The following is a 26482-nucleotide window of genomic DNA, read 5'->3' as shown; positions in this document are numbered from 1 at the left end:
GATATACTAGTGTTGGGGTGAAAAATAGAGAAGATTGAAAAAGTTTTTGTAAAAAATATTTTATAAAAGGGTGAATCATATGTCGAATTCCCAATTTATATGATATTATTTGAGTGTTAAGAAACTTTTTTTTCCAAGATGTTTCTTAATGATATTATTTTTCTATTTTTAAGGAGGTTTTTTTTCTTGAACAAGAAAAAGGTACTGAGTGGTTTAGTCGCTTCTTCTTTGGCAGTAAGCGTATTGGCTGTTCCTGCGTTCGCTGATAACGATCCGGTGGTCAAGCTTCGCATCCTCGAAACTACTGACCTGCACACCAATATGGTGAACTATGACTACTATAAAGATGCAGAAACGAACGAGTTTGGTTTGGCAAAAACAGCATCTTTGATCAAAGCAGCTCGAGCTGAAGTGAAAAACAGCTTATTGTTTGATAACGGGGACTTGATTCAAGGTAACCCACTCGGTGACTATGTTGCGAAAGTAAAACCTTTAAAAGACGGAGAAGTTCACCCGGTTTATAAAGCAATGAACCAATTGAACTACGATGCAGGTAACATCGGTAACCATGAGTTTAACTATGGTCTTGACTTCTTGGGCAAATCCCTCAAAGGTTCCAAGTTCCCTTATGTAAATGCAAACGTATTTATCGATGACAAGGACAAGAACCCGAACAACGACAAAAACTACTTCACTCCATACATCATCCTCGACAAAGTGTTCAAGGATGAAAACGGCAAAGACCAAAAAATCAAAGTTGGTGTAATCGGCTTCGTTCCGCCACAAATCATGGCTTGGGATAAAGCAAACCTCGAAGGAAAAGTAATTACGAAAGACATCGTCGAAACAGCGAACAAATTCATCCCTGAAATGAAAAAAGCGGGCGCTGATGTCATTGTAGCGATCGCTCACAGCGGTTTCGAAAAAGCAGCAGCAAAAGGATTCGACGAAAATGCTACATACTACTTGAGCAATGTTAAAGGAATTGATGCAATTCTTTTCGGGCATGCTCACAAAATCTTCCCAAGTAAAGAATTTGCAACTGTACCTGGTGTAGACGCAGAAAAAGGTACAATCAACGGTGTTGCTTCTGTAATGCCTGGCTTCTGGGGCGACAACCTGGGTCAAATCGATTTGACTTTGCAAAAAGTTCAAGGCAAATGGACAGTAGTGACTTCCCAATCCAAAGCATTGCCTATCTACGACAAAGCGAACAAAAAAGCGCTGGTCGAAGCAGATAAGGCGATTGTCGATTCCGTGAAAGCTGAGCACGAAGGTACGCTTGCTTACGTTCGTGGCGCTGTAGGTACAACTACTGCTCCGATCAACAGCTACTTCGCTCTGGTAAATGATGATCCATCCATTCAGATCGTTACCAACGCTCAAAAATGGTATGTTGGCAAGAAATTGCAAGGTACTGAATACGATGGCACACCAATTCTTTCTGTAGGTGCACCATTCAAAGCTGGTGGCCGTAACGGTGCGAGCTACTTTACTGATATCGCTGCTGGTACCATCGCAATCAAAAACGTATCTGACTTGTACGTATATCCAAATACAGTTAAAGCTGTTCTCGTAACAGGCGATCAAGTAAAAGAATGGTTGGAAATGTCTGCAGGACAATTCAATCAGATCGATCCGAACAAAACAGAAGATCAAGCCCTTGTGAACCTTGACTTCCCAACTTATAACTACGACGTAATCGATGGCGTAACATACCAAATCGATGTTACCCAACCTGCAAAATACGATGCAAAAGGTAATGTGGTTAATGCAAACTCCAGCCGTATCAAAAATCTTCAATTCAACGGCAAAGAGGTTACAAAAGATCAAAAATTCGTTGTAGTAACTAACAACTACCGTGCAAGTGGTGGCGGAAACTTCCCAGGTCTGAAAGGCGATAACATCATCATCGATTCTCCAGATGAAAACCGTCAAGTGATCATCGACTACATCCTTGATCAAAAAACAATTAACCCTGCTGCTGACAGCAACTGGACATTTGCACCTGTAGCAACAAAAGGAAAAGTGACTTTTGAATCTTCTCCAAATGCACAAAAATACTTGGATAAACTTCCACAAATCAAATACGTTTCTACGCTTGATACTGGATTTGCCAAGTATACGATTGACCTCGGAGCAAAAAAATAATAACTTAATATGAAATCAGAGCCGTTTGACGTTTTCCAAGTCATTCGGCTCTTTTTTCTACCTTCATCTGGAATACTCGTACAGATTGCTGTTTGCCGAAGAATACTGCATCGTAAGTTTTGCCTGGCGCAGAAATTCTTTCCGATTCGCCCAAAAACGGCGCTTGACTTGCAGCAACTGAGTAACCCCGCGAACTTTATAACCAGAGCGCTTCCCATACAATCCGGTAACTTCTCGCAAAAAGTTATCAGGGAATTGCAGCAAGGCGGTCAGCAGTCTGATTTGTGTATCGGAGAGATGCCTGACTTTCATATAAGCATGCAGGGCATCGATATATGCATTCATCTGGTACCCTTGCAGCAGCAGCATGCGACTCATGAACTGTGCCAGATCAACCAGCTGCATATCTGAATGCACAGTATCCAAATCAATCAGATAGCAATTGCCTTTTGATGTAATCAAGAAATTATGACTGGCTACATCACGATGGGCCAAGGTTCCTTCACGGTAGGCATGGTACATTTCTCTTTCAAACGGAAGCTTCCTCATTTGCTCCAGTGTTTCATAAGCGCCCTCTTTCACATCGTCCATCATTTGTGCAACCAACTGCTCCAATCGGTTCTCAGGTCCTTTTCTTGCAATTCTTTTTGTAATTTTATCGAAGCTTTCTACCCGGGCATCCCATTTATCAAGTAACGGAAAACTCCCTGAATGGCTCTCCGTCATAAACGGTATTCCGTGTGCAGCCTGGTGAAATTGAGCGAGTGTTGTTGCCGCTTTCCTGATATCATAGTCCGAAGAATAGGTGGCTTCTTGACCGTCAATCGTTTTCATCACTGTATAGAACCGCCGTTCAAATGGATACACTTGTTGCCCATCTTCGGAGCTGACATAATGTACGGTTTTGTAAAACCCTTGATCATTGAGCGTCTGAGCCAGTTGTGTAACCCAATAAGCTCTTTCACGTTCTCGATAGCTTTTTACAATCCACGAACCACGATTTGTCCTTACTTGGTAGACGTTACGTTTTGGTTTCACCCCATAAATATGACAACGGAATGCCTTTTCAAGTGATGAAAGAAAGGCTTCGCTCATAGGCGATCACTCAATCTCCAGAGGATGACCAATCAAACCCGTCATCCCAGCATGGACTTACTTCATGTCCCGGCATGAAAGGCATTGGTTGATGCAGATGGTACATCGGGCTGTGCATATGCGGGGTGACATGCAAATGAGTCGAACTACTGCTTGAGTGATGATGATAAGGCTGATGTAACAAAGAATGCATCGTTGGATGCTGTCTCATCGGCTGATCCATACTTCTGCCAGAGCACCCGTCATGACACTCACCACTGCTATCTCCCGTTGAGGAATCCCGCATTTCATGACACGAAGATTCCTTCATCTCTCTGGAAGACGATTCTTTTCTGACAGGGTGGTGGTGCTGGTAGCCGGAAGAAGATTGCCCGGTTGTTATCGGGAAGATGGGGCTATGGTAAGTTGAACCATGGTACGATGAAGACGGATAGGTTTGACTAGGGTAAGTAGAAGATGGATACATCGCATGATACTCTGATGAAGTTGAACAATCATAAGTAGATTGCCCGTGTGATTGATGATGCGGAGCGTGTGGTACTGGCGGGCATAACGGCTGAATATGCGGCATTGGCCCAGGTTGACAAGGCTGGCAAGGCATCATTGGCATTGGTACATTCAACCGGGGTTGTATTTGAAAGAAAAACTGTCTTGGCGGTTGCATTTGCGGCTGTGGCATCGGTTGCATCGGCATCTGTGGCATCTGCAAATGAAATTGTGGTTGCATCGGTGGCATTTGCAGATGGATTTGTGGTTGCATCGGTGGCTGTGGCGGTGGTTGAAATTGAATTTGTGGTTGCATGGGCGGCTGTGGTGGTGGTTGAATTTGGATCTGTGGTTGAAATTGAATTTGTGGTTGCATCGGTGGTTGCGGTGCTGGCTGTGGCGCTGGCTGCATCGGCATTTGCGGGATTGGCGCCTCTTTTACAGGAGGAAGCTCCAGCTCTTCTAAAAGAGGGGGCAATTCTTCAATCTCCATTTCCATTTGTGGTGGCGTAATCGGAAACTCCTTCTTGGCAGGTCTGTTATTGCCTGGACCTGGATTTCCTGAATGTCGTGGATTTCCTGAATGTCCTGGATTTCCGTACGACCGTAGCGGGACCTGTGCTGAAGGGATTTTGACCTTCATACCTGGCATGATTCGATCCGGATTTTTTATTTGGCTGTTGACACGGAGTAATTCTTTGAAGTCTACATTGTATTGCTTGGCGATTTTCCATAGGGTATCGCCTTTTTGTACGGTATGGATTTTCACGTAGTCGATCTCCTCCCTGGTAAATTCCATACCATGGTATGCACCCATAGGCTGTTTGCTCACAAAAAGCCAATCTCTCCCAGCCCAAAAAAAAGAAAAATGCTTGTCCTTTGCAGGTCTCCCTGACAGCTTGCATAGGAGATCAACTGTCCGACTTTCCTCATCGCTAGGAAGTGGTCAAACACGCTGCCGCCTCTTATGAATCGCTGGTTGACCACTTTTTCCCTATCGATTGAGGGAAAGTCTAAGCTGCACTGTCAAAGTCGCTTTACAAAGAACAAGCATTTTTCTGGCTCAGCAAATGGATAAGTTAATTCACTTTAACGTTTTAAAGTGAATTAACTTTCAAACAAAAAAAGACATGTAAGCTGTTACCCTCACATGCCTTAATTTTTTATCCCATTTTCGGTAATGCCTCCGGATACACTTTTACGCCATCTTCTTCTACGATGCGACGGAATTCTGTGAGCAGGTGTTTGGTAATCGGCCCTGGCTTGCCCTCTTTAATCCGTCTGCCATCCACTTCGACCACAGAGATTACTTCCGCTGCTGTACCCGTCAGGAATACTTCATCTGCCACATAAACATCGTGACGTGTAAATGGTTCCTCTTTGACTAAATAGCCCAGCTTTTCGGCAATTTCAATGATAGATTGGCGAGTGATTCCCTGCAATGCTCCGACATAGCTTGGCGGTGTATAGATAACCCCTTTTTTGACAACAAATACGTTGTCTCCAGACCCCTCGGCTACATATCCTTCGCTGTTGAGCATCAGCGCCTCACTCACACCTGCCAGATGAGCTTCAATTCTCACCAAAACGTTATTCAAATAGTTGAGCGATTTGATTTTTGGATTCAGAGCGTCTGGTTTGTTTCGTCTGGTCGGAACGGTGATAATACGCATGCCAGTCTCATACAGCTCTTTGGGGAACAACTGAAGCTGTTCAACAATGATAATGATATTTGGTAGTCTGCAACTACGGGGGTCCAATCCCAGATTTCCGTTCCCACGGGAAACTACCAGTCGAATATATGCATCTCGCAAATTGTTGCGGCGGATCGTTTCTACTACAGCCTGAGCCATCTCTTCCTGAGTAAGAGGAATTTCCAAAAGAATGGACAATGCCGATTCATACAGACGTTCAATATGCTCATCTAGGCGAAAAACGTTGCCGTTGTATGCACGAATGCCTTCAAAAACCCCATCGCCATACAAAAAGCCATGGTCATAGACAGATATTTTGGCATTCTCTTTCTCAACAAATTCCCCATTTAAGTAAATCAACTGCTGTTGTTCCATCTGGTTTCCCTCCATCTGTTTTCTATCTCTCATTCTCACCGCATTACTCAACAGAAAAATCACACTTTTCAGACTATGGATTCGATTATAAAACGGGGGATTTGGCTCGTCAATGCCTTTCCCCCGATTCTTTACAAAACGTTTCTGTTTCTTTTAGGTTGTGGATGGCTGAAATTCTTTGACATAAAAAGGATACGTGCCTAATGAGCGAATCTGACAGCCTAGCGCTTCAATTTCAGCAAATGCTCCTGGAAGAAGGACATCGTCCATTCGCTGCTCAATATCAATGACAAAGTAATAACTGCCCAGTCCCTTTTTCGTTGGTCTCGATTCAATCCGGGACAAGTTGATTTTGCGCCAAGCAAAAGCAGCCAGTACCTGATACAAGGCACCTGGGAAATCCTCTGGCAGCGTAACGAGAATGGTTGTCTTCTCCGTAGCTGCCTCTGGCATGCTGTGAGACTGCTTGCTGATTAACACAAATTTCGTATAGTTGTTCTGATAGTCTTCGATATTTTGCTTGGCAAATTGCAGCGGATATACCTCTGCAGCTAATCGTGGGCCAATAGCTGCCCATGACTCACCAGGCTGGGAGCTGACCATTTGTCCGGCAAGTGCCGTGCTGTTAGTGTATTCAATCTCGGCATGCGGTAAATAGTTCTGAATAAATGTATGACATTGGGCTACCGCATGAGGATGAGACAATACCTTGGTAATTTGCTCGAAGGTGAGCGCGGAATCCCGTTTGGCCACAAGCAAGTGCTGTGAAATGGGCAAAGCCAGCTCTGCGATGATCGGCAAATCAACCTCGTGAATCAACCAATCCAACGTGGCATTTACAGAGCCTTCAATGGAATTTTCCATCGGGACAACTCCGTAATCGGCATCTCCCCGATGAACGGCTGCAATCACATCAATAATACTTCCATACGGCTTAAATACAGATCCACTCTGTAACGGAAACGAACGGGCCGCTTCTTCCGTGAACGTGCCGTGCGGGCCCAAAAAAGCGATTGTACTTGTCATGGTTTTCTCTCCTGGCTTCCTATTTACAAACTTCTCTGAATTTTTATCTTGTGAAAAACGTCACGATGTTTTTCACAAACAGCCAACCACTATCCGTTATGACCGTTTTTTGTATTATGAGCCAATGGAAGCAAATACGTCAACCTCTACACCGTTTTCATCCGGCAATAAATCCAATAAGTCGTATGTGATCTGATGCTTGGCCATGACAGTCTCGACGAAATAAACCAGCTTTTCTCTTTCATTTTCTCCATTGTAAAAGAAAAGAACGGTCGGCCCAGCTCCGCTTAAAGCGGCACCAATCGCACCGTGTCCGGTTGACTTTTCCAACATTTCCTCAAGTCCTGGTACGAGTTGACAGCGATACGGCTGGTGAACCCTGTCTTGCATCGCCGTTCCAAGCAAATCCAGATTTCCTGTGGCAAGCGCAGCAACTAGCAAACTGCTTCTGCCAATGTTGAAAACAATATCGCTTTTGTCATATTTCTCTGGAAGAACATTGCGAGCTTTCTCCGTGGCCAGAAAATAGTTCGGAATGACCACGAGTGTTTTAAGGCCGGCAGGAACCGGAAAACGGACATAAGGAATCTGCTTGCTTTCGTCGTCTCCTGGCATGGTTGCGACAATGATACCTCCAAAGAAAGACGCACCTACATTGTCTGGATGGCCTTCCCACTTGCTGGCAAAGTAATAAAGCTGTTCATAGCTGAACGGATTACCAGCAAGAACGTTGGCTCCCACCAACGCTCCTACAATGGCTGATGCACTGCTGCCTAATCCACGGGTAAGCGGTACGTCCGTCTCTACCTCCATCGCAAGTTCCGGAACTTCCATCTGCGCTTCCTGAAATAAGAAGCTTGCTACTTCATAGAGCAAATTGGACTTGTCTTGAGGAATTCCCTCCAGCTCTTTTCCATGCAACTGGATGGTAGTTGTGTCTGAAATTCGCATCGATATGGTTGTATAGAGTTGAAATGCCATTCCCAGTGCATCAAAGCCCGGGCCTAAGTTTGCGGTACTCGCAGGTATTTTCACTCTGACCGTTTGGTTCTTCATGCTGCTATTCACCTGCTTTGTTTTCTCGGATCACATTCATTACTGCTTCACGTGTCGCAGCAACGACACGAGGTTCTGCCGCTACCGCTTTTAAAGCGATATTCGGGTCTTTGAGTCCGTTACCCGTCAAGACGCATGCGACCGTTTGCCCTTGTTGCAGCTTGCCTTCTTTATGCAGTTTCAGAATGCCCGCTACAGATGCTGCAGATGCAGGTTCGCAGAAAACTCCCTCTTTGCTTGCCAACAGACGATAGGCTTCCAAAATCTCGTCATCGGTAACTGCATCAATGTATCCGTTTGATTCCTTCAGAGCGTTAAGTGCACCCTCTTTACTTGCCGGGTTCCCGATTCGGATTGCTGTTGCAATGGTTTCAGGGTTTTCAACCGTTTCTCCACGGACGAGGGGAGCCGCTCCTGCCGCCTGGAATCCAAACATACGAGGAAGATTGGCTACTTTACCCGCAGCATGGTACTCCTTGAACCCTTTCCAGTAAGCCGTGATGTTGCCTGCATTGCCAACTGGAATCGCCAGGATGTCAGGTGCTTTGCCCAACGCATCGCTGATTTCAAAGGATGCTGTTTTTTGTCCTTCAATTCGATACGGGTTCACAGAATTAACCAGTGTAATCGGCTCACTTGCTGTTATTTCTCTTACAATATGGAGTGCCTCATCGAAGTTTCCATCAATCGCGATTACTTCTGCCCCATAGACAAACGCCTGTGCCAGTTTGCCAAGGGATATGTTGCCATTCGGAATCAACACGATACAGCGCATGTTTGCTCTCGCAGCATACGCTGCTGCTGCTGCCGATGTATTCCCTGTCGAAGCGCACATAATCGTCGTGCTGCCCTCTTCCAAGGCTTTGGCTACTGCCATCACCATACCACGGTCTTTGAATGAGCCGGTTGGGTTCAGCCCCTCATATTTCAGATACAATTCTACACCTAATTGCTTGGAAAGGTTCGGTGCATGAATAAGCGGCGTATTTCCTTCGTGCAGAGTCAATTCTGGTGTGTCAGCCGTTACTGGCAGGTACTCACGATAGCGGGAAATGATCCCTTTTTGTCTGGACTGCTGAATATCGAGACTCATGCCTGATCTCCTCCTTCTACACGGAAGCAGCTCTTGATTTCATCCACGATATCCATGTCCTCCATTGATTGAATCACTTCATCCATGTTCTGTTTGGCAGCTACGTGGGTTACCATGATTATTTCTGATTGCTTTCCGCCATTGTACGGCTGCTGCAATACTTGATCCAGGCTGATGTCCTTGTCAGCCATCAACTGTGTGATCTGTGCAAGTACACCTCGTTTGTCTGCTACGATAATGCGCAAGAAGTATTTGGACAGGATTTTTGAGTCTGGCTTCAATTTCTTCTCTTTATAAGGTGCCACCATGCCTCGGCCATTAACACCAAGCTTTTTATTTTTCACAACCGTTACGAGATCAGATACAACAGCCGTAGCAGTCGGAAGTTCTCCTGCTCCACGACCATAGAACATGGTCTCTCCAACCGCTTCCCCGTGAACATATACAGCATTGAATACGCCGTTCACCGATGCCAGTGGATGTGATTTGTGAACCATTGTCGGTTGAACACTTACTTCGATTTCTTCGTCATCTCTTCTGGCGAGCCCCAGCAGCTTCACTTCATAGCCGAGTTTTTTCCCGTACGAAATATCCTCTTTGGTCACCTTGCTGATTCCTTTGACATTAACCTCATCCAGATTCATCGCTACACGGAAGCCTAATGTCGAGAGGATGGCCATTTTGCGGGCAGCGTCCAATCCTTCCACATCGGAAGTTGGATCTGCTTCTGCATAACCCAATTGCTGTGCTTCCTTCAGCACTTCGGCGTAATCTGCACCTTCCTGACTCATTTTGGTCAGAATATAGTTTGTGGTTCCGTTCACGATCCCCATCATTTTGGTGATTCGATCAGACGAGAATCCTTCCACCAAGGCACGCAGAATCGGTATTCCACCTGCAACACTCGCTTCATAAAAAACATCACAATTGTTTTCTTGTGCCTTTTTCAAAATTTCACCGCCGTGCAATGCCATTAAGTCTTTGTTGGCAGTGATGATGTGTTTTCCTTGATCCAACGCTGTCAGAATATATTCTTTAGTCGGATGAATTCCGCCAATTACTTCCACGATTACGTCAATCTCCGGGTCAAGCAGCAGCTCGTTCGGATCATTGGTCACCAGATGATTTACATTGTCAATACTGCGGTTTTTATCAACGTCCTGTACCAGAATCTTGTGTATATTGATTCCCAGACCTGTTTGCTTCACCAAATCCTCCTGATGAGCCTGAACAATCCGAACCACTCCTGTTCCGACTGTTCCAAATCCCATCAAGCCTACATTCACCGTATGTTTCCCCATTGTATTGCCTCCTTTATCTATCCTATCCTCGTCCTACAATCATCGCTTTGCGAACACCGGAAAGCTGTTGCAGGGCGTCAAGAAGCTCTGTGCTTGAGATTTGCAGATGTGCCATATCGACCGACATCGCTACGTTGGCAATCCCCTGTAACGGAATGGTCTGGTTGATGGTGAGCACGTTTCCGCCTTTTTCTGCGACAAACTGAAGTACCTTAGAAAGGATTCCTTGCCGATGCTCCAATGTCAAATTAACGGTAATGATTTGCTCACTCATCATGGCGTTAAACGGAAAAATCCCGTCCTTGTACTTATAAAAAGCACTTCGACTTAGATCAACCCGTTCAACTGCTTCGTTTACTGTATCCACTTCGCCAGATTCCAGCAGCTTTTTGGCTTCAATTGTTTTCAAAATGGATTCCGGCAAAATATCTGATCGAATCAGATAAAATTTCTCTTCACGCTTCGTCATATGTCCTCCATAAGGATACAAATGTTTACCCATAGGAGACATTATAATAGAGCTTTCCCTCTGTTACAAGCACATTTATCATACTTGCAAAAATTGTGTACGCAGTTGCCGAGAGTTTCCTACATGAGAACGCTTACCTTTGTACAGAATAATTTTAGATTGGACTTACACATTCTACAAAGTGAGGTGGTAGCTGTGGGAGGACGCAGGAAGTTCGATAAATCGGAGAGTCGCAACAATCATCCTCCGGGTAAACCAAGTGATCTGGATCAATTCGGTGACATCCGTGGACGAAAACCCGTGGAACCAGGGGTCGGAGGCGGCAATAGTAAAAAGCATCATTGCTAAGAAAACAGATAACCACCGTGGGAAAAACCTCGGTGGTTTTTGTGTATAAACAATATTTTAAACGTGATAACAATCACAAAAATCACTATACCAATTTGTATAAAATGGGAGCGTGCCTAAAAAATGAATAATTGAGGTGTTCGATCATGAGTAATCAAGTATTCGGTTTTTTCATGCCTGCTCAAAATTACATCGGTGTAGGTGCAGTAAAACAAGTGGGTGAACTGATAAACCAACTAAACGCTCGCAACGTTTTGGTTGTTACTGGTGAAGTTATTTACAAGCTTGGAGTGGCAGAACAAGTGGGAGAAATCATCCGTCAGGCAGGTGCCCATGTTACCTACTTCTCTGGAGTTGATCCTAACCCGACTGATCTGAATGTAGCGGCAGGCGTTGAGCTTTGTCTGCAAGAAAGCTGCGATACAATTGTGGCTGTGGGTGGAGGCAGCTCATTGGATTGCGCCAAAGCAATTGCTCTGGTTGCTTCCAACGGTGGAACCATTCAAGATTATGAAGGAATTGACCGTTCCAAAAAACCGGTGCTCCCTTTGATTACGATTAATACAACAGCAGGAACTGCCAGTGAAATGACACGAATCTCCGTAATTACAGACACATCTCGCTTACATAAAATGGTCATCGTCGATAAGCACATTACCCCTGCCATTTCCATCAATGACCCGGAGCTTACTATACCGCTCTCGGCTGAACTCACAGCAGGTACGGGCATGGATGCACTGACACATGCCATCGAAGCCTATGTCTCACCGTTAGCTAATCCCGTAACAGATGCATGTGCCCTTCAGGCGATTCGACTAATTGGTGAGAATTTGCCTTCTGCTGTTCAGAACGGTCAGAACATTGAGGCACGCTCGAATATGATGCAGGCACAATTCCTGGCAGGTATGGCTTTCAACAATGCTTTACTTGGTTATGTTCATGCGATTGCTCATCAGTTAGGTGGATTGTATAACTTGCCACACGGACTTTGCAATGCGATCCTGCTGCCTCATGTATGCTCATTTAATCTGGATGCAAAGCCTGAGCGTTATGCTCAAATTGCGATTGCACTCGGTCAGGATGTAGCTGGGTTATCCACAATAGAAGCTGCCCAAAAAGCAGTTGAAGCCATTCAATCACTGGCTCAAACCGTCGGAATTCCAGCAGGCTTGTCAGCCATAGGAGTAAAAGAATCGGAAATACCCAAATTGGCAGAACTGGCGATGAAAGATCCTTGCGCCCTGTTCAATCCCAAACAGGCTACCCTCGATGACGTGATTGGAATGGTTACATCAGCCATGTAACGTAAGAAAAAGATCCTGTCATTTGTGCTGACAGGATCTCCTTTTATTTTCGAAGCTTCTTATAGTAGTCGGTGATCAATTTTCTGTATTTGTCATCCATGTCCGTGATCGTAATGGTCAGCTCGGCACTTCCTTCGATAAATTCCTTTTCTATTACCTGCCCCATAAAAACAATTTGTTCCTTTGAACGGGGAATCAGAAAAGAAAGCTTCATGAATTCACCTTTTGCCACATATCCATCGGTTCCCAGCATGATGGTAGTAGGAGAAAAGGACAGAATCACGCCTTCTCCCTTCTCTTCAATCGGTTTGGCTCCCATGACCTTGTAGGGAACATTGATGATATAATCAGGCTTTACCATCGTCTTGGTGTCCATTTCGACGATATTCACATGAATTGGTATGAGGCCTAACAGATTAACAGGCCACATACTGGTCTCGTTTATGGTCTCAAATTGAAGTTGAATGGTGTTGTCAGGTGTATTCAAATCCATGCGGACGGTGGATCCAACCAGGTTTTTCCCTTCTTTTTGACGCTCAAAGGATAAAACCATGTAATTATTTCGCACATGCTCGATAATTCCTTCCAATGGTGGACCGACCAACTTGGAATCGGCAAAGCGAACAGTTTGACCGCGTGTAAGCAAATTATCCTTCAGGAACCGCCCTAGCATCTACATCATCTCTTTCCTATTCGACGAACTCGAACTCATAATCTCCAATTCGAACAGTATCACCGTCTTGGGCTCCGTTCTTTCTTAATGCCTGATCGACTCCCATATGACGCATAATGCGAGCAAAACGCTGAATAGAATCATAGCTGTTCAGGTTGGTCATCCGCACCAGCTTCTCGATTCTTTCTCCAGTGACGACAAAGGCATCTTCTTCACGAGAGATTTCAAATCCAGTATCTTCCGGTTCTGCCTTATAAACCACACGCTCTTCCACTTCTGCTACTTCTTCGACCTGAATCTTGTCAGGCAATGTAGCGAGCAAGTCCCCAAGTGCATACATTAATTCATTCACACCCTGCTTAGTAACAGCAGATATTGGATAGATCGGAATGTGGGGAAGTTCTTGTCTGAATTTCTCCAGATGCTCTTGGGCTTCGGGCAAGTCCATTTTGTTTGCAGCAATCATTTGCGGTCGTTCTTCCAGGCGAGCATTATACAGCTTTAGTTCTTCATTGATCTTTAGATAATCATCAAAAGGATCTCGTCCTTCTGTCCCAGCCATATCAATTACGTGAACGATGATGCGAGTTCGCTCCACATGGCGCAGGAACTGATGGCCAAGTCCAACTCCTTCATGTGCCCCTTCAATCAATCCGGGAAGATCAGCAAGAACAAAACTTTTCTCACCCAAATCAACCACACCCAGATTAGGGGTCAGAGTTGTAAAGTGGTAAGCACCAATTTTCGGTTTTGCTGCAGAAACAACAGACAATAACGTTGATTTGCCTACACTTGGATAACCGACAAGCCCAACGTCAGCCAGTAATTTCAACTCAAGAATAACATTGCGCTCTTGACCTGGTTCACCATTCTCGGCAATTTCTGGAGCTGGATTTGCTGATGTGGCAAAGCGATTATTTCCTCTTCCTCCACGACCACCCTTGGCAATGATGGCACGTTGACCATGCTCAGTCAAGTCAGCGATCATCTCGTTGGTATCAGCATCGTGGACAACGGTTCCTGGCGGGACTCGAACGACCATATCCTCTGAACCTGCTCCGTGTTGGGATTTGTTGCGTCCATTCTCACCACGTTGCGCTTTGAAATGTCGCTGATAGCGAAAATCGACAAGTGTACGAAGCCCTTCATCTACGACAAAGACTACATCGGCACCTCGTCCACCATCTCCGCCTGCGGGGCCACCGAGGGGAACGTATTTTTCACGGCGAAAAGATACAGCACCATTCCCACCGTCTCCGCCTTTTACATATATTTTTACCTGATCGACAAACATGTGAAGTCACCTCTTTAGGTACGATAAGGAACAAGCAATTCCAGTACCCATTCATCCTCTTCGTAAGTATTGTGTACGATTGTAAATCCTGTTGCTTTCCCGCTCTCTAACAGCTTTTCCATTTCTGGCTTTGCAGATGCTGTAACATTCATTGCCAAATCAAAGTGGAAAACCACTCCTTCTTCCTTGCTCTCTAACGAAATAAGCAGATTTGGCAGCTCAACATCTTCTGAATGTATGTATTTTTTGATCGTATAGATCACTTGGGTGATGAAATGATATAAATCCATCTGAGAGATAGGTAGAGTAGAGAGATTGACATCATTATAAATCTCGACTTCCAAGCGAAAATCATGATGCAGTGCATGAAACGTCAAAAAGAATACCGATAAAGGTGGACACTGAATCCGAGCGATGTTGCTTTCCTGGTGGGTTTGTTCTGTTACTCGCTGTAAATATGCCTCGCCCTCTGCAGGTCTGCCTAAACGCAGATACCCCAAGAGAACTTGAAAGTGATTCAGCCAATCGTGCCGCTGTTGGTTCAGAATCGTGAGCAGCATCTCAGCGTCCTCATACAACAAATTCTGTTTGTCCTTCATTTTTTCCCACCCGATACCTCGAATTTACCTGCATTATACATGTGAATTCCTATCCTTACTATTGTAGCACACATTTTCCCGGACAAAAAGAAAACCCAGCGCAAAGGCTGGGTTTATTTGATTCAGTCGAGTATTATGCTTCAACAGCTACTGGCTCGATTACCACTTGTTTGCGGTCACGACCCAAGCGTTTGAAACGAACGATACCGTCTGCTGTTGCGAACAATGTATCGTCGCCACCAATTCCTACGTTAGCACCTGGATAAATCTTTGTGCCACGTTGACGAACGAGGATATTTCCAGCTTTAACGAATTGACCGTCACCTCGTTTTGTACCAAGACGCTTCGAGATGGAGTCACGTCCGTTCTTTGTGGAACCTACCCCTTTTTTGGATGCGAAAAACTGGAGATCCATTGTAAAGAGCATTGTCATTATTCTGCACCTCCTTGTAATTTGGAATCTCGGACAGTTATAAACTTCCCATACTGTTGCTCAATCGCAACGAGGGAAATAATCATACTTTCAGCTAAAAGCTGTTGCTTCTCATGGAGACTTTGATCATCGAGTTGATGAAGGCTCCAGCGGAGAAACCCGCCTTCTTTGCCAGCCTGTGAAACATCTGGCTTGAAGCCCAAGAGATGGACAACCGAGTTCAGTAACCCTAAGCTGATACCTGACACAGCAGCACATACAATGTCCTTCCCGTGCTCGGCAGCTCTGGCATGACCCGATATCGTAATCTCCTCGACCCCCTGTTTACTGCGGGTAACAGAGACTTTGATCATCGTCGTTCACCTTATGCGTTGATCTTTTCGATTACAACTTTAGTGAATGGTTGACGGTGACCTTGTTTGCGACGGTAGTTTTTCTTGGCTTTGTATTTGTACACGATAACTTTTTCACCTTTACCGTGTTTTTCTACTTTACCAGTTACAGTTGCTCCAGCAACAGAAGCTCCTGCAGTAACTTTGCCGTCTTTGCTTACGAACAATACTTTATCAAAAGTAACTGCTTCACCTTCGTTCGCAGCCAATTTCTCGATGAAAAGTACTTGACCCTCTTCAACTTTGTATTGTTTTCCACCAGTTTCGATAATAGCGTACATGTATTGCACCTCCTCTTATACTCAGACTCGCCTTTGCAGGTGCAACTCTCTCGAAAGAAATGTTGGCTTACATGACCTGTTTCGTGCGGTTACAGCATGCTTGAGGTGACAAGCATATCTGTATGAACAAAGCTTAGATTATCACAATCTGCAAGAGCAAGTCAAGGCATTATTTAGGTGAATACAGGTGATTTATAGGTGAATACAGGTGATTTATAGGTGAATTCAAATAGACAGTCGCCGGGCATCTTCAAGGGATCCCACAAATCGCAGGAAATACTCTCCCGGATGAACCTCTGGTTGGAAGTGCAGGTGGATTTGAGTCCCGATTGCTTGAGCCCAGTCTGTCAGATCATTGCGGTACGGAGCAAATTCTGGGTGAAGCTCCACGATAACCGCTTCTGCTTCCTGGTTTTGAATCAGTGCCCGTATCTCTCGCTTCATGCGCAAAAGCACTTCTTCCTGATTCAGGATTCTTCCTCGCTCATCACAAGTAGGACATGATCTGGTAAGGAGTTCCGGAACACTGGCACGCACTCTCTTGCGTGTAAGCTCCACCAATCCCAATTGGGTCATGCCGAGCACAAAGGTAGACGTGCGGTCCTTAGACAATTCCATCTGCAACCGCTCAAGCACCTTATCTTGATTGGAACTGGCCTTCATATCGATGAAGTCGATGATTATGATACCACCAATATCTCGCAGCCGAAGTTGTCGGGCAATCTCCCGGGCTGCCTCCAAATTGGTTTGGGTAACAGTCTGCTCCAGTTGCTGCATGCTCTTTCCCGTATACTTGCCGGTATTGACATCGATGACGGTCATTGCCTCTGTCCGATCAATTACAATTGATCCGCCATTTGCCAGCGGTACATATCGGGTTAACAGCTTGTCAATCTGGTCTTCAATTCGCAAGCTTTCAAAGAGAGACTGCTTTCCTGAATACGCTTTGATTCTTTTGCGCAGAGATGGAAATAAAGCTTGTACCATTGATTGAATACGTGCGAACAAGGTGGAAGAGTCAACGATCAATTCATCCACCTGCTCGGAAAACAGTTCTCTGATTGTCCACGAAATGCTGTCTGTCGCCTGATGGACAAGAACAGGCGGCTTTTGGTCACGGACTTTGTTGGTCGCTTCTAGCCAAATTTTGCGTAAATACTGCAACTCAGCTAGTAACTGCTCACGTTCCATACCTTCCGCAGCCGTTCGAAGTATGACTCCCTCCGAACCCGTCAGTTGCTCTCTGGCAATTTCCTCCAGACGATTTCGTTCGATGGTTTTTCGTATTTTTTTAGAGATCGAAATCTGTTCACCAGAAGGCAAATAAACAAGTGCTCTTCCTGGAATGCTAATCTCTGTGCTCACCCGAGTCGCTTTGGTTCCATATGCTTCCTTTACGACCTGGACAAAAATCTCTTGGCCGTTTTGAACCAGCTCTTGTATACCAGGCTTCTCTTTTTTGCCCCGTTCGTTTTGCCAGCTTGGCGGAAGAGCTTCGTCAATATACAAAAACGCATGTTTGTCTGTTCCAATATCTACGAAAGCCGCTTGCATGGAAGCGACGATATTGACGACTCTCCCATGATAAATATTGCCTGCCACTGCCTCGTTTTGAGCGGATTCGAAATACAGTTCAGCAAGCGTTCCTTGCTCCAGCACGGCGATTCTGGTTTGCTTTTCTTGGGTACTGATTACAATTTGTTTCAACGAAGGGTACCTCCTGGATCAATGGAAAAATGCTTCTCAATTCGCTGTCTGTTGATAAACATCCTGGCTCGATATAACTTTCAACTGGTTCTTGTCACGGACGACATAACATTCGATTTGTACGAAGCCGTGAAGCTCACCCCAGTTCTCACGAATGTAAACCTTGTAGATCTCTGACTGGTTCACGACTGGTGTTACCAGATAGATCCCATGCCCTGACGCTGCAATTTTCCCAGAAGGAATCATGACGGAAGCATCGGTTCCCTCCAAGTTCATGTCATGATACCACTTCACATGCGTGTCCAAAAATGCAGGAGATGCGATACCAGAGAGCGTTTTTTGCAACTCGGAATATGTCTGATTCCCATGTGCTTGTTCACTGACCGTCTTAATCGATTGCAGTGCCTCCGTAATGTCTGCCTTCAATGCCTGATCATTCGATGCAGCTTTAATCATTGCCTGATGTTGATTCTGGATGTTTTCGATAATCACAGCAGCTTGTGCACGGGTCAGAGGAGCAGCCGGTCGGAATGTGCCGTCAGGGAAGCCTTTAATGATACCAAAGTCGTTGGCAGCCAGAATAGCTGTATAGGGTTGAATAAATTGTTCATTCTCATTTTTGGCGATATCCTTGAACCGGTTAACAGGTTGATCGTAATACTTGCGACGCAGTTCATCGATTCCAAGGAATCGGGCCGCCGTCTCCGCTACTTCTTCTCGCAAAATGGGGTTACCCCGATCGAATCCATATAACACGCCGATTTTGTACAGACGGTTCACAGAGTGATAGGCCCAGTGGTTGGTGGGTACATACGCTTCCATAAGAGGATCGGCTGCCGTAGAAATCGGCTGATATTTGTTGATCCGATCAAGTAAAGCATACCATTCTTCATAGGTAACCGTTTTATCGGGAGCAAAAAGCTGTGGTGTAACGCCACGAATGATCTGTTGTTTGGCCAGTCTCTCAATCGTATCTTTTGCCCAGTGATTTTGTATATCTTGAAACATGACTGCTTGTCCTTGAGCGGCTTGTGCCCAGCCAATTTGCGGAACAAGAATCAGACTCCCAATTAGGAATAGCCGAAAAATCACCCGTTTTAGTGAGATCAGCATAGATACACTCTCCTTCAGAATGCTAGCAATCTATTCTGTAAGACGTATCCATTGTACCCTTTGTTTCCTCTCAAGACAAAAGTTTTGCTACCTCGTCATCGTATCTCTGCTCAACCAGAAGCGCATGCAAAAGCTGTGACTCATGAATAAATGTCCCTTTATCGCCCAACCGTACATAGAACAGATGGTCATATCCCTTGTACATCTTTTGTGCTGCCTGCATTGTACTTGACCGAGACTCAATCATGACTGACTGTACGGGGACATCCTTCCTCTCTTGCATGTATTTGCCTATTAGAAATCGCATGAATTGATAGGGAAAGCGGATGTATCCCTGAATATTGATAACGACCAGATAGATTGCAATTGCCACGAGATTAAACTGCCATAACATCAGCCCGGTTCCAAACATGGACGCCGCCAACAGACAACTGGTTCCCATCGAGATAAGACACGCTTTGCGGTATGGAAGCTTGTAAAAGAGTAACGCCTGGACAATCCTCCCCCCATCCAGCGGCCAAATGGGCAACAGGTTAAACCCGGCGATCATCAGATTGGACTTCATAAAAAAAGAGGTCCATTCCGTTGTCCAAAGATCACACCACCAAAATAAAAAAGAGACAAAGATCATCGCAACATTCATAAATGGCCCAGCCAGTGCTACGACAATTTCGTCCAATGGATCGCTTGACACTTCCTCATCTACCGTAGCAACGCCACCAAAGGGCAACAACTGAACTTCTGTTACCCTCCACCCTACTTCTCTAGCTACGGCAACATGTCCCAGTTCATGAATCAATACAATGCAAAACAATGTAATGACTTCGATAAAGTAACCAGCTACGATGGACAGTCCGATCATTCCCCAAAACAGGAGGTGGATGCGGAAGCGAATTTGAAAGAGCAAAAGCTCAGTCAATCGAAATCACTTCCATCGGATCAATGAATACATCCTTTTTCTTCATGGCTACATATAAATATCTGCTTTGGGGTGAGAACTTTTTGGCAATACCGATCAACTCACCCTTTTTCAAATAATCGTTCACTTGTACCTGTGATGCCTCTAGGTTCCCGTACCATACTTCTCTCCCACCTGCCAACTGAACCACCACTGTCTGATTGTAGCCGCTTTTCTCGCCAACAAACGTAACAATGCCAGTTTCTTGATTGAGTACATGTCCTGTCTCCCCTACATCGACGACAATTCGTGAACTGGCAGGTGCGTATTTTTTTACGATCATCCAATCCTTCGGTATCGTCCAGGCCGGAATCTGTGTAGATGTAGCTGCTGGCACTGAACCTTTATGCGGTGTTAACACGGGCAGAACAGTTGGGACTTGACCAAATCGAGACTCGTACCATACAGCAACCGCTTCGAAATTGAAATCCCGGTTCATCACTTCCTGTCCAGTTGTTCGCCACGAGGACGGGAAAGGCACTTGTGATTGAAACAATAAATAGGCAAACCCAATTAATAAAACGGAAAAGAAGACCTGCAAGGAAAGGATTTGTTGTGGTTGAAAGGTTGAAGGGGGATTGTTTTCCCTGTAAGCTGCTGTCTGAATACGTGCAGAAGGATATGGGTCATCTATCGGATCATGTATTTCATTGTAATAAGGGGGCAGACTGTCCCTTGTCCTTAACCGTATTTGTTCTACTCGTTCGCGACGTCTTTCTTTTACTCGTTCTACTTCATCAAACATCCCCGTTCCTCCTCACCTACGTTTGTACTATTTTTATGACTTGTCTACTCCCAATATTCCCACAAGGCCATAACGAAAGTTACCCACCCGACACAAGCTATCGCTGGCGTCGGGCGGGGCCCCCAAACTTATAAATTCTTAACAGCGCAAAAAAGCAGCCTCCTGTTGGAGACTGCTTCATTTGAGGTGTCAAATTAGATTTTGTTTACGTTAGCAGCTTGTGGTCCACGGCTACCTTGAACGATTTCAAATTCTACTTTTTGACCTTCTTCTAAAGTTTTGAAACCTTGAGTTTGGATTGCGCTGTAGTGTACGAAAACATCTTCTCCACCCTCAACTTGGATGAAACCGAAACCTTTTTCTGCATTAAACCATTTTACTGTACCTTGTTGCATGGATAAACCTCCTAAAAATAACCACCAAACTGTTGGTGAGAAATTCGTTAACCTTCCTTCTTACACTTCCTTCATGAATGGAAAAAAGCCACACCTGAAAGAGATTTGATCACATGGTGACGTATCTCTTAAAGGTACGGCTTATCATCCAATCCATCAAATCACTAGGTAAGTAAAATGGTTAACTTAGAAAAATTCTACCATATCACTACATGTTTGTCATCTGTTTTTGCGGGTGTATAACACACATTTGGAAATATTTCCTAAATTCATTTTAATCAAAACGAAGCTGCTCTTTTCTCATGCCGATATTCAGAACAACCCCCATGATCAGGAAGTTCGTAATTAGCGAGCTACCCCCGTAACTGATAAACGGCAACGGAATACCCGTAATTGGCATTAACTGGATGGTCATTCCAATGTTTTCGAAAATCTGGAATGTCAGCATCCCGACAACACCAGATACAACGTAGGAGCCAAACGGGTCCTTGGTTTCCATTGCGATTCGGATCATGCGGTAAATCAAAAAGAAAAACAGAATCATTAGGATTCCAGCACCGATGAAGCCCATCTTCTCAGCAATTACCGTAAAAATAAAATCACTTTCACCAACGGGTACCCAGCCATAGCTTGCTTGAGTCGCTGTATTGACCCCTTTTCCCATCAACTGCCCGGAGCCAATGGCAATAAGCGATTGTTTCAACTGAAAACCCCAGCCCATTACATCCAGATCAGGATTGACCCAATACTCGATCCGCTTCCATTGGTATGGTCTGATCACTTTGAAGAAGACTTCTTGCTTAAAGTGGTATAGATAAGCCAAAAATCCAAATACACTGAGAACACTGGTGCCCAGATAGATAAAATGAAGCAGACGAACACCGGCAACCACAAGCATAGTCGCCATTATTCCAGTGAAAACAAGGGAAGTCCCCAGGTCAGGCTGTAAAAAAATTAACAGTAACGGAAACCCGATGATCAGAAACAGGGGAAAGAGTTGATAGAACTTGCGAAATCTCTCCGGGTCCTCTTCCTTTTTGGACAGGTATTTCGCCACGGCCAAAATGACAAAAAGCTTCATCAACTCGGAAGGCTGGAATAACACCGGGCCAAGGTTGTACCAGCTTGTAGCCCCATTCCGTTCAGGTGTGAAAAATACCCCGATTAACAATACAATTCCCATACCATAGAAGATATACGCCAGATTCTGGTACAGGCGATAATGAAAGAGCAGCGATAATCCTAGTACGATAAAACCAATTACATACCACATGGCTTGTTTGCTTGCCATCTCCGGGCCAGGAGCAGATCCTGAAATACCAAGATAGCTAAATATGCCCAATCCGAAAAGAATCAAGATGATCGACCAATCCAATTCCTTCAGATGTCTTTTTTCGAGGTCCACTCTCTTCTCCCCCTATCCTAAAAAGTATCTATAGGAGTTATTCCAAAAAAAGAAACAGGAGAATTCCCCTGTTTGATTGTTACTTCATCCCGAAGAACTTTTTCATTTTGCTGAATACACCTTGCTTCTCTTCCATCGGGAGTAATGGCACAGACTCGCCCAGGAGACGACGGGCAATATTGCGATACGCAATCGCTGCTCGTGACTCGTGGTTCATCACTGCAGGCTCTCCCGAGTTGGCTGACTTGATAATAAACTCATCATCTGGCACGACGCCAATTAAGTCAATGGCTAGTAAATCCAGTATGTCTTCTACATCCAGCATGTCTCCATTTTTAACCATATGCGAGCGGACACGGTTAATGACCAACTTTGGCATTCCAACCTTTTCTCGCTCCAATAATCCGATGATTCGATCAGCATCACGAACAGCGGCTTTCTCAGGAGTGGTGACTACAATTGCCTGATCAGCACCTGCTACTGCATTGCGAAAACCTTGCTCAATTCCGGCAGGACAATCAATTATGACATAATCAAATTCCCGTTTTAACTGAGTAATAATTTCTTCCATTTGATGTGGCTGAACAGCCGACTTATCTTTGGTTTGTGCTGCAGGGAGCAAGGAGAGATTCTCAAACCGCTTGTCCTTTATCAGCGCTTGCTGAAGCCGGCAAGCTCCTTCTACTACATCAACAAGATCATAGATAATCCGATTCTCTAGTCCCATGACTACATCAAGATTTCTCAGCCCGATATCCGTATCCACCATACACACTTTTTGCCCGTTTAATGCCAAAGCGGTACCTATGTTAGCTGATGTCGTGGTTTTGCCCACGCCACCCTTCCCCGAAGTGACTACGATTGCTAACCCCAAGTCGTTCTCCTCCTTTAGCCCACTTACACTTTCTTCTGTCCGAAATCAGCACGAACCCGATGAAGCAGATTCATTTTACCGACAACCATTTTCTCCTGCTCCAGATAGGCAAACTCGGCTCCACCAGTTACTTCAGCCCATTCTTCCCCTGGTCTGCTAATCACATCTGCAATACGCAATTGCTGGGGAGCCATTGCGGCTGAAGCCACTATTGCCTGTGTGTCGCCTTGCATCCCTGCATGGGCGATTCCACGCAGATTGCCCAGTACATAAATACTGCCAGTGCTTCGTATGGTCCCACCCGGGTTGACGTCGCCTAACAATAAAATATCTCCGTTTACATCCAAAACCTGCCCGGAACGTACCGTATGGGTCTCTATGGTAAATTTTGATTTAAGAGATTCAGCAAAAGCCTCTTCTTTGGTGATCACGTCAGAATCTATCGTCTGTATGACTAGATTACCTTTTTGGCGAATGATTTTGGTCAATTCTTCTTGTTGGTCACTGGAGCAATATCGCTTCCCTAGCTTGATAGATACTCGAATTAACGGCCCGCTTAAGATCTGCTGATGACTGTGTTCGATCTTTTCTCTCAGTTCGCTTAGCAGCTCTTCAAAAGAACACATGTCGTCCATGAAGAAGACAAGGCCATCTTTTGTTCCTTTTATGGTAACTTTATTCTTGTTCGACATGGACCTTCTTCACCTCGACCGTAACCATTCGCCATGAAGAGAAATTTTTCCTGCTCAGTTGCAAAAATTTGCCGAAAAAAGTCGTTTACTTTGTTGTAGCAATTTCAGAAGAACCGTTTGCTGTTAAAGGATACAACGAATGGTACGCTTCTAGAATTTTACGTGAGATTGGGCCTGATGAGTCTGACCCGTGTCCTCCTTTAGGAACGAGGACGACAAACGCTACTTCAGGATCTTCGTAAGGAGCATATCCAACGATCAACGAGTTGTCCTGATCTCCGCCAGTTTGTGCTGTACCTGTTTTTGCAGCAACACTGAAAGGAAGTCCGTTATACGTGTTATAAGCGGTACCTCCTGGCTGAGTTACCATCCGCATACCTTCTTGTGCAACCTTGATCCATTGCTGATCAATTCCTACACGGTTCAAGACCTCAGGTTCCATCATCGTCAAGATTTTACCTGGTTTCTTTGGATCAATAGTTCCTTTGCGAATCTCCTTGACTAAGTGAGGACGAATGCGATAACCGCCATTGGCTATTGTACTTACATACTGTCCTAACTGCATGGGAGTGAATGAATCATACTGGCCAATGTAAGCATCTGCCAGACGACCGTATTCAGTATATGGAGAGAAATACCCGTTTCCTTCAAAAGGTAAGTCCACTCCCGTTTTGACACCCAGACCAAATTGAGCGTTATAAAAATCAATAACGGAAAACATCTCTTTATAGTGCTTGCCTTGACTGTATCCTTTGTCTGCAAGACGCATTGCCATGGCGTACATGTAGGTGTTATTGGAAACCTGGAGTGCTCTACGTGCATTGACCTGGCCGTGCCCACTCAATTTCCAGTTGCGCTTGTACATGTTCCCTACTTTCCATCCACCTCGGTCATAAATTGTCTCAGTAGGAGTTGTTAACCCTTCTTGCAAAGCCATCATGACGGATAAGGCTTTCACAGTTGAACCAGGAGCGTATGCAGCATTAATGAAACGATTGGCCTCGTTTGGCAAAATGATCGTGCGGTAATCTTTATTAAACTGCTTCCGATCATAGTAGACATTCAAATCGTAGTCAGGTGCACTTGCCATTGCCAGAATTTCTCCTGTTTTCGGATTCATGACCAAAGCGTGTGCGTCTGTTACATACTTTGCTGTTTTGGGATTGCTTTTCATTTCTGCAAGACTCGTTTTCAAAATATCTTCCACTTTGCTTTGGAAGCGCCAATCCAGGGCAAGAACCAAGTCATTCCCCGGTTCAGGAGCACGCTGCATTTTCTTTTCCACCGTCTCTGAATCCTTGTTGACATGAACTTCCTCAATTCCGTCCTTACCACGCAATTGACGCTCGTAGTAACGCTCCAGACCATTCTCCCCTACACGGTCAGTAGCCGAATACCCTTGTGCTAAATACTCGTTTAACACCTCGGGGCGGATGGCGTTGATATAGCCCAAAATATGAGTCGCTATAGGCCCTCCATCAGCATCTTTGCGGATTTGTCGGATTGGTTCCACGATAACATTGATTCCAGGGAGTTCTGTGCGTCGTTCTTCTATTTTGAACATTTCATTCTGTGAAATATTTACCTTCACACGTCTTGGAATGTAGCTAGCAATCCCGTATGCTCTCATTTCTTTTAGGATCGCCATCTTGCGCCACTGAAAATGTCGTTGCTCATTCGTCAGCGGCAATGGAACATCCAAATTGAACATCGCTGCGATTCGGAGCAAATCCATATCATCCTGTTTGAGAAGATCGGAAGGATTCGGCAACGCTCGAAGCTGTGCTTTCAATTCCTTATTCAGATCGTCTTTCTCTTTCTCATCGAGGGTGATTTTGACGGTTTTATTGGATTGAAACGCCAGGTTTAATAACTCGATGTCCGTAAATTCTTCGCCATTTGATTTTTTTTGAATGGCTTGAATTTGTGCAGTCAGTTGCTTCTTCAACGATTCCCGCTCTTTGTCCACGATCGGGATGTTCATTCGCATCCCCAGAGCAAGAGCTGTCTTGACCAGTTGAACATCAGACAGCGTATCGACAGCAGAAGAAGGTGGTAATGCCTTGATTTTTGGTTCGATCATGGCAATAAGCTGAGAGGTCTCCTTGGGGCCAAAGGATACAGGCAGTGTCGAACGAAGGTCCAGCGCTTTCTTCAACAGTTCCTTGTCCGTGCCGATCTCCTCATCATCCATGATCAGAATTCCTGCCAGTTTATCCGCAACCAAATCCTCATTGATATCCTGATTCTGTTGCTCCACATACGTGACAGTGTATACCGGTTTGTTATCCACCATTACTTCTCCGTTGCGGTCCACTATGCGGCCACGGGGAGCAGGGATTGGCAACTCCCTTGTACTGTATTTCTCAAGGTCATGCTTATATTTCTCACCTTCCACAAGCTGAACGAAGGCAAGGCGCAAGATGATGGCAGCAAAAAACAGAAATACGATGAAAAACAAGACATTGAGTCTTGTCGGGATATGGGACTTTTCCGTTTGTTTTTCACCCACTCAAGAGTCCC

General features: G+C 45.0%; 26 protein-coding genes and 1 other annotated feature. Of the genes, 3 read left to right on the top strand and 23 right to left on the bottom strand.

The features are described 5' to 3' along the window. The first annotated feature begins 186 nt into the window (after positions 1-186). Positions 187-2151 (top strand): bifunctional 2',3'-cyclic-nucleotide 2'-phosphodiesterase/3'-nucleotidase, encoded by a 1965-nt coding sequence (locus ACPW7N_RS21170; protein WP_425653256.1) that lies wholly within the window; start codon positions 187-189, stop codon positions 2149-2151. 63 nt (positions 2152-2214) lie between these two features. On the opposite strand, the gene ACPW7N_RS21165 is transcribed toward ACPW7N_RS21170, so the two are convergent. From ACPW7N_RS21165 to ACPW7N_RS21130, 8 genes are all read right to left on the bottom strand, one after another. Next, entirely contained in the window at positions 2215-3246 is a 1032-nt protein-coding gene (locus ACPW7N_RS21165) for a phosphotransferase (protein WP_425653255.1), read from the bottom strand. Between the two features lie 10 nt (positions 3247-3256). Then, positions 3257-4564, bottom strand: a complete 1308-nt coding sequence (safA, locus tag ACPW7N_RS21160) for a SafA/ExsA family spore coat assembly protein (protein ID WP_425653254.1) — start codon at positions 4562-4564, stop codon at positions 3257-3259. A 331-nt stretch (positions 4565-4895) separates the two neighbouring features. Beyond that, positions 4896-5801 carry a branched-chain-amino-acid transaminase gene (ilvE, locus tag ACPW7N_RS21155; RefSeq protein ID WP_425653253.1) on the bottom strand — a complete coding sequence of 302 codons (906 nt, stop codon included), beginning with the start codon at positions 5799-5801 and terminating at the stop codon, positions 4896-4898. Between the two features lie 153 nt (positions 5802-5954). Beyond that, positions 5955-6827, bottom strand: a complete 873-nt coding sequence (gene pheA, locus ACPW7N_RS21150; RefSeq protein ID WP_425653252.1) for a prephenate dehydratase — start codon at positions 6825-6827, stop codon at positions 5955-5957. 114 nt (positions 6828-6941) lie between these two features. Further along, positions 6942-7883, bottom strand: a complete 942-nt coding sequence (thrB, locus tag ACPW7N_RS21145; protein ID WP_425653250.1) for a homoserine kinase — start codon at positions 7881-7883, stop codon at positions 6942-6944. 4 nt (positions 7884-7887) lie between these two features. Continuing rightward, positions 7888-8976: a threonine synthase gene (gene thrC / locus ACPW7N_RS21140; RefSeq protein WP_425653249.1), complete on the bottom strand. Its 1089-nt coding sequence runs from the start codon at positions 8974-8976 to the stop codon at positions 7888-7890. After that, on the bottom strand, positions 8973-10277 hold the full coding sequence (locus ACPW7N_RS21135; protein ID WP_425653248.1) for a homoserine dehydrogenase: 1305 nt from the start codon (positions 10275-10277) through the stop codon (positions 8973-8975). The genes thrC and ACPW7N_RS21135 overlap by 4 nt, the downstream gene beginning before the upstream one ends. 22 nt (positions 10278-10299) lie before the next feature. Beyond that, positions 10300-10746 carry an ACT domain-containing protein gene (locus tag ACPW7N_RS21130; RefSeq protein ID WP_425653247.1) on the bottom strand — a complete coding sequence of 149 codons (447 nt, stop codon included), beginning with the start codon at positions 10744-10746 and terminating at the stop codon, positions 10300-10302. Positions 10747-10941: 195 nt separating this feature from the next. Between ACPW7N_RS21130 and ACPW7N_RS21125 the strand changes: the two genes are divergently transcribed. Both ACPW7N_RS21125 and ACPW7N_RS21120 read left to right on the top strand, forming a co-directional pair. After that, positions 10942-11094 carry a hypothetical protein gene (locus ACPW7N_RS21125; RefSeq protein ID WP_425653246.1) on the top strand — a complete coding sequence of 51 codons (153 nt, stop codon included), beginning with the start codon at positions 10942-10944 and terminating at the stop codon, positions 11092-11094. A gap of 146 nt (positions 11095-11240) precedes the next feature. Further along, a complete protein-coding gene (locus tag ACPW7N_RS21120) occupies positions 11241-12398 on the top strand; it encodes an iron-containing alcohol dehydrogenase (RefSeq protein WP_425653245.1) in 1158 nt (385 codons plus the stop codon). Positions 12399-12441: 43 nt separating this feature from the next. Here the strand turns inward: ACPW7N_RS21120 and ACPW7N_RS21115 are convergent, their stop codons facing one another. From ACPW7N_RS21115 to ACPW7N_RS21045, 15 genes are all read right to left on the bottom strand, one after another. Next, on the bottom strand, positions 12442-13071 hold the full coding sequence (locus tag ACPW7N_RS21115) for a PilZ domain-containing protein (RefSeq protein ID WP_425653244.1): 630 nt from the start codon (positions 13069-13071) through the stop codon (positions 12442-12444). 16 nt (positions 13072-13087) lie between these two features. After that, positions 13088-14365 (bottom strand): GTPase ObgE, encoded by a 1278-nt coding sequence (gene obgE, locus ACPW7N_RS21110; RefSeq protein WP_425653243.1) that lies wholly within the window; start codon positions 14363-14365, stop codon positions 13088-13090. A gap of 14 nt (positions 14366-14379) precedes the next feature. Continuing rightward, a complete protein-coding gene (locus ACPW7N_RS21105) occupies positions 14380-14964 on the bottom strand; it encodes a Spo0B domain-containing protein (RefSeq protein WP_425653242.1) in 585 nt (194 codons plus the stop codon). A gap of 133 nt (positions 14965-15097) precedes the next feature. Beyond that, positions 15098-15391 carry a 50S ribosomal protein L27 gene (rpmA, locus tag ACPW7N_RS21100; RefSeq protein WP_425653300.1) on the bottom strand — a complete coding sequence of 98 codons (294 nt, stop codon included), beginning with the start codon at positions 15389-15391 and terminating at the stop codon, positions 15098-15100. Positions 15392-15396: 5 nt separating this feature from the next. Further along, positions 15397-15750 (bottom strand): ribosomal-processing cysteine protease Prp, encoded by a 354-nt coding sequence (locus tag ACPW7N_RS21095; protein ID WP_425653241.1) that lies wholly within the window; start codon positions 15748-15750, stop codon positions 15397-15399. 11 nt (positions 15751-15761) lie between these two features. Beyond that, complete coding sequence (gene rplU / locus ACPW7N_RS21090; RefSeq protein ID WP_425653240.1) at positions 15762-16070, bottom strand: 50S ribosomal protein L21; 309 nt, start codon at positions 16068-16070, stop codon at positions 15762-15764. A gap of 13 nt (positions 16071-16083) precedes the next feature. After that, positions 16084-16171 (bottom strand) — a sequence feature (ribosomal protein L21 leader region). A 124-nt stretch (positions 16172-16295) separates the two neighbouring features. Further along, a complete protein-coding gene (locus ACPW7N_RS21085) occupies positions 16296-17777 on the bottom strand; it encodes an Rne/Rng family ribonuclease (RefSeq protein WP_425653239.1) in 1482 nt (493 codons plus the stop codon). Positions 17778-17813: 36 nt separating this feature from the next. Continuing rightward, positions 17814-18890, bottom strand: coding sequence for an S-layer homology domain-containing protein (locus tag ACPW7N_RS21080; RefSeq protein ID WP_425653238.1), 1077 nt, complete (start codon positions 18888-18890; stop codon positions 17814-17816). Between the two features lie 70 nt (positions 18891-18960). Further along, positions 18961-19809: a M50 family metallopeptidase gene (locus ACPW7N_RS21075; protein ID WP_425653237.1), complete on the bottom strand. Its 849-nt coding sequence runs from the start codon at positions 19807-19809 to the stop codon at positions 18961-18963. Further along, positions 19802-20593: a peptidoglycan DD-metalloendopeptidase family protein gene (locus ACPW7N_RS21070; RefSeq protein ID WP_425653236.1), complete on the bottom strand. Its 792-nt coding sequence runs from the start codon at positions 20591-20593 to the stop codon at positions 19802-19804. Before ACPW7N_RS21070 ends, ACPW7N_RS21075 begins: the two co-directional genes overlap by 8 nt. Before the next feature lie 194 nt (positions 20594-20787). Further along, positions 20788-20988, bottom strand: coding sequence for a cold-shock protein (locus ACPW7N_RS21065; protein WP_425653234.1), 201 nt, complete (start codon positions 20986-20988; stop codon positions 20788-20790). Positions 20989-21262: 274 nt separating this feature from the next. Continuing rightward, positions 21263-22393, bottom strand: coding sequence for a rod shape-determining protein RodA (gene rodA, locus ACPW7N_RS21060; RefSeq protein WP_425653233.1), 1131 nt, complete (start codon positions 22391-22393; stop codon positions 21263-21265). Between the two features lie 79 nt (positions 22394-22472). Beyond that, positions 22473-23267 carry a septum site-determining protein MinD gene (gene minD, locus ACPW7N_RS21055; protein ID WP_425653232.1) on the bottom strand — a complete coding sequence of 265 codons (795 nt, stop codon included), beginning with the start codon at positions 23265-23267 and terminating at the stop codon, positions 22473-22475. A gap of 23 nt (positions 23268-23290) precedes the next feature. Continuing rightward, complete coding sequence (minC, locus tag ACPW7N_RS21050) at positions 23291-23959, bottom strand: septum site-determining protein MinC (protein ID WP_425653231.1); 669 nt, start codon at positions 23957-23959, stop codon at positions 23291-23293. Between the two features lie 85 nt (positions 23960-24044). After that, positions 24045-26471 (bottom strand): peptidoglycan D,D-transpeptidase FtsI family protein, encoded by a 2427-nt coding sequence (locus ACPW7N_RS21045; RefSeq protein WP_425653229.1) that lies wholly within the window; start codon positions 26469-26471, stop codon positions 24045-24047. Between the last annotated feature and the right edge of the window lie 11 nt (positions 26472-26482).

The sequence above is a fragment of the Brevibacillus nigriterrae genome (assembly GCF_049846925.1).
Classification (GTDB): Bacteria; Bacillota; Bacilli; order Brevibacillales; family Brevibacillaceae; genus Brevibacillus_H.
Note: the sequence above shows the minus strand (reverse complement) of the source record. Positions and strands in the feature narration are given on the sequence as shown.

Coding starts and splice junctions, on each gene's coding strand:
- ACPW7N_RS21115 (WP_425653244.1), bottom strand. CDS start 13,071: ATGCTAGGGCGGTTCCTGAAGGATAATTTGCTTACACGCGGTCAAACT.
- ACPW7N_RS21135 (WP_425653248.1), bottom strand. CDS start 10,277: ATGGGGAAACATACGGTGAATGTAGGCTTGATGGGATTTGGAACAGTC.
- ACPW7N_RS21120 (WP_425653245.1), top strand. CDS start 11,241: ATGAGTAATCAAGTATTCGGTTTTTTCATGCCTGCTCAAAATTACATC.
- ACPW7N_RS21165 (WP_425653255.1), bottom strand. CDS start 3,246: ATGAGCGAAGCCTTTCTTTCATCACTTGAAAAGGCATTCCGTTGTCAT.
- ACPW7N_RS21065 (WP_425653234.1), bottom strand. CDS start 20,988: ATGCAACAAGGTACAGTAAAATGGTTTAATGCAGAAAAAGGTTTCGGT.
- minC (WP_425653231.1), bottom strand. CDS start 23,959: ATGTCGAACAAGAATAAAGTTACCATAAAAGGAACAAAAGATGGCCTT.
- rplU (WP_425653240.1), bottom strand. CDS start 16,070: ATGTACGCTATTATCGAAACTGGTGGAAAACAATACAAAGTTGAAGAG.
- pheA (WP_425653252.1), bottom strand. CDS start 6,827: ATGACAAGTACAATCGCTTTTTTGGGCCCGCACGGCACGTTCACGGAA.
- ACPW7N_RS21080 (WP_425653238.1), bottom strand. CDS start 18,890: ATGCTGATCTCACTAAAACGGGTGATTTTTCGGCTATTCCTAATTGGG.
- thrC (WP_425653249.1), bottom strand. CDS start 8,976: ATGAGTCTCGATATTCAGCAGTCCAGACAAAAAGGGATCATTTCCCGC.
- ACPW7N_RS21105 (WP_425653242.1), bottom strand. CDS start 14,964: ATGAAGGACAAACAGAATTTGTTGTATGAGGACGCTGAGATGCTGCTC.
- rpmA (WP_425653300.1), bottom strand. CDS start 15,391: ATGCTCTTTACAATGGATCTCCAGTTTTTCGCATCCAAAAAAGGGGTA.
- obgE (WP_425653243.1), bottom strand. CDS start 14,365: ATGTTTGTCGATCAGGTAAAAATATATGTAAAAGGCGGAGACGGTGGG.
- ACPW7N_RS21070 (WP_425653236.1), bottom strand. CDS start 20,593: ATGTTTGATGAAGTAGAACGAGTAAAAGAAAGACGTCGCGAACGAGTA.
- thrB (WP_425653250.1), bottom strand. CDS start 7,883: ATGAAGAACCAAACGGTCAGAGTGAAAATACCTGCGAGTACCGCAAAC.
- ilvE (WP_425653253.1), bottom strand. CDS start 5,801: ATGGAACAACAGCAGTTGATTTACTTAAATGGGGAATTTGTTGAGAAA.
- ACPW7N_RS21130 (WP_425653247.1), bottom strand. CDS start 10,746: ATGACGAAGCGTGAAGAGAAATTTTATCTGATTCGATCAGATATTTTG.
- ACPW7N_RS21095 (WP_425653241.1), bottom strand. CDS start 15,750: ATGATCAAAGTCTCTGTTACCCGCAGTAAACAGGGGGTCGAGGAGATT.